This is a genomic window from Acidimicrobiales bacterium (assembly GCA_035316325.1).
Classification (GTDB): domain Bacteria; phylum Actinomycetota; class Acidimicrobiia; order Acidimicrobiales; family VFJN01; genus DASXTK01.
The window spans coordinates 1-2970 of the sequence record DATHJB010000197.1 but is presented as its reverse complement, the minus strand read 5'-3'; the positions used below and the strand labels follow the sequence as shown (position 1 = coordinate 2970).

Annotated in this window: 3 protein-coding genes; 1 reads left to right on the top strand and 2 read right to left on the bottom strand. The window is 73.2% G+C overall.

Features of this window, described 5'->3' with window-relative positions; genetic code table 11:
* Positions 1-2054 (bottom strand): peptidoglycan DD-metalloendopeptidase family protein (locus VK611_26140; GenBank protein HMG44842.1); only part of this gene is annotated, 2054 nt, incomplete at its 3' end.
* Between the two features lie 66 nt (positions 2055-2120).
* The gene (locus VK611_26135; GenBank protein HMG44841.1) at positions 2121-2312 is read right to left on the bottom strand and encodes a hypothetical protein; all 192 of its coding nucleotides are present in this window, start codon (positions 2310-2312) and stop codon (positions 2121-2123) included.
* Between the two features lie 304 nt (positions 2313-2616).
* Here VK611_26135 and VK611_26130 point away from each other — a divergent pair.
* Positions 2617-2970: helix-turn-helix domain-containing protein (locus tag VK611_26130; GenBank protein HMG44840.1), on the top strand; the 354-nt coding region annotated here is incomplete at its 3' end.

The window sequence follows — 2970 nt, the reverse complement described above, 5'->3', positions numbered from 1 at the left end:
GTCGGTGGCGGCGGGGACGTCGGCCGAGGCGGCGGGGGCGGGGGGAAGGCCTGCGGGGTCGGCTGGACCGGTGGGGCGGAGGTCGAGGGGGTCGTGGAACGGCGGGTCGGCTCGGACGTGGGCACCGACGTGGCCATCGCGACCAGCAGCGAGGCCGGTGTCCGATCGCAGTTGACACCGTCGGGCAGGGTGCCGCCGTTGAACCACGTGAGGGCGCGGATGAAGTCGGCGCAGCGCTCGAGGTCCTCCTGCGGGCTCGGCCGGTAACCCACGGCGATGTTCACCGCGGCCATGTCGAGCCGGTCGGCCGCCAGGTTGATGTTGCGGGAGACCGTCCAGTACCAGCTGGCGACCGCCGCGCTGACCAGGGGGTTCGCCGCGAGGTCGGGATCGCCCACCAGGTCGAGGCCGAGGTGGGCACCGGCCCGCCGGTAGTTGCCCTCGCTGGTGAGCTGGATGAACCCTCGGCCCCGGAAGGCGGAGGTCCCCGTCTCGACGGCGTCGAACCGGAACCCGCTCTCGTTGCGGATGGTGGCCAGGAACGCGGCCTTGCGGGCCGGGGTCACGGCGCCGCCCTGGACCATGGCCGCGTTCAGCAGCGGGAGGTTCTCGACCATTCTCGGATCGTCGAGGGCGGTACCGAAGACGGCGTGCAGGTCGGCGACCGTGATCAGGTCGTGGCCGTTCCAGTCGCCGGCGACGGGACGTGCCCCCGGCACTGACACCGGGCCGAAGGCGACCGGGCCGGCCGGCACCGGCACGGCCACGGGCACGGGCACAGGCACCACGTCGGCCTCGGCATCGGCCTCGGCGGCCGGCTCCGGCGGCGGCAGGTCGGTGAAGCCCTGCAGGTGGTAGGTCGAGTCGGTCGGGCGGTACGCGCCCACGGTGTCGCGCCCGTCGCCGTCCCAGTCGCCGGTCAACGGGAGGTCGCCCGCCGTCCCGTAGCGGAGCGGCGGCAGGGCGGCACCGGCGTCGTCGCGGGCCACGAAGGTGGCGTCGGCCCGCCGGAACAGGGCGACGGTGTCCCGGCGATCGCCGTCCCAGTCGCCCGCCACCGGCAGCAACGCACTGCCCCCGGCCGGCGCCGGCGTGCCGAAGCGGAACGGCGGCAGGGTCGCACCGGCGTCGTCCCGCAGGAAGAACGTCGCCTCCGCCGGGCGGTAGACGCCCACGGAGTCACGCCCGTCGCCGTTCCAGTCGCCGGTCAGCGGCAGGTCGCCCCTGGTCCCGTAGTGGAACGGCGGCAGGGTCGCTCCGGTGTCGTCCTGCAGGTGGAACGTCGCGTCGGCCGGCCGGTAGACGCCCACGGTGTCGCGGCCGTCGCCGTTCCAGTCGCCCGCCACCGGGACGTCGGTGCCGCCGGTCGCCCCGTAGGCGGACGCGGGCAGCGGCGAGCCACCCTCCGTGCGCAACCGGAACGTGGCGTCGGTCGACGTGTAGAGGCCGAGGGCGTCGGCGCCCCCGTCGGTCAGCTCCTGGGGCCACGTCTGCAGCACCGCATGGGGATCGACCGTGCACGGCTCGTCGCTGGACAGCTCGCCGCAGGTGTTGATCTGGAAGTGGATGTGCGAGGCGGTGTCGCGGGCGTTGCCGGTGTGCCCGACCCGGGCGATCTGCTGCCCGCGTGCCACCGGCTGCCCGGCGGTGACCAGGTTGGCCGAGTTGTGGGCGTAGTAGTAGGTGTTGCCGGAGTCGCCGAGCAGCCAGACGCTGAGCCCGCCGTTGCCGTCGTCGGTGCCGTCGACCTTGGCGATCACGCCCGACTCGACCGCCACGACCGGCGTGCCCTCGGCCGCCATGAGGTCGTTGCCCTTGTGCTGCCGGCTGCAGCCGTCGCGGCAGGCGTGCCAGCTGTCGGAGAACGACACCTCGTACGGCGCCGGGATCGGGAAGGTGTTCCCGCCCGGCACCGCGAACCGCACGGGCCGCGGCGCCGGTTCCGGGGGCGCCTGGGCGCCGGCGAGCGACACGCTGGACGCCAGCAGGACACCGCAGGTCGCGAGCACGGTCACCGCTGGCCCGAGTTGCGAGATCCCGATCTTGACGGTCACGGTCCACCCCCTCGATCCAGGGTGCCACAGGCGTCTACCCGCTCGCACCCGACGACCGGCTGGCGGTCACACGACCGACGGCGCCAGGCGCAGGGAACGCAGGGCGCCGCCCCACGCGGCCACCTGGTCGAGCATGGAGTGGACGTCGGCGACCTTGCGAGACCGGGGCGTGAAGGTGGTGTAGTCCTCGAAGTCGTCGAACAGCGACAGGGCGACCTGGTCGCGCACGTCGGCCACGTGGATCTCGGCCAGCACCAACCGGAGCTGCTCCGCGGCCTGCCGTTGGCGTCGACGCCATAGCTGATGCCGGCCGCCTTGTCGACCCACTCGTCGAAGAGGAAGTCGATGGCGTTCTTGAGCACGGCGGGGATCGAGTGGTTGTACTCGGCGGTGACGAACACGAAGGCGTCGAGCGGGGCGATGGCCGCCGACCAGCGCCGGATGTGGTCGTGCTCGTAGCGCCCGTGGCGCGCCGGGAAGGTCTCGTCGAGCAGGGGCAGGCCGTAGTCGGCCAGGTCCACCAGGACCGGCCGGATGTCGGCGCGCTCCTCGGCCAGGTCGCATGGCAGAAACACTCCCGATGGAGTCCGACGAGCGACCCCGGCGGGGACGGCCCGGGAAGCGCGAAGCCATCACCCGTGCCGCCCGGCGGGTGTTCGGCCGTGAGGGCTACGTCCGCGCCAGCATCGACGCCATCGCCGCCGAGGCCGGCGTGTCGACGCGCACCATCTACAACCACTTCGACAGCAAGGAGCAGCTGTTCACCTCGGTCCTGGTCGAGAGCGCCACCCAGGTGGCCGAGACGTTCGTCGCCATGGTCGAGCGACTCGATGCCGACGCCGACGTCGCCGACTACCTGACCGGGATGGCGGAGGCCCTCGCGGCCCAGTCCACCGAGCACCCCGAGCACTTCACG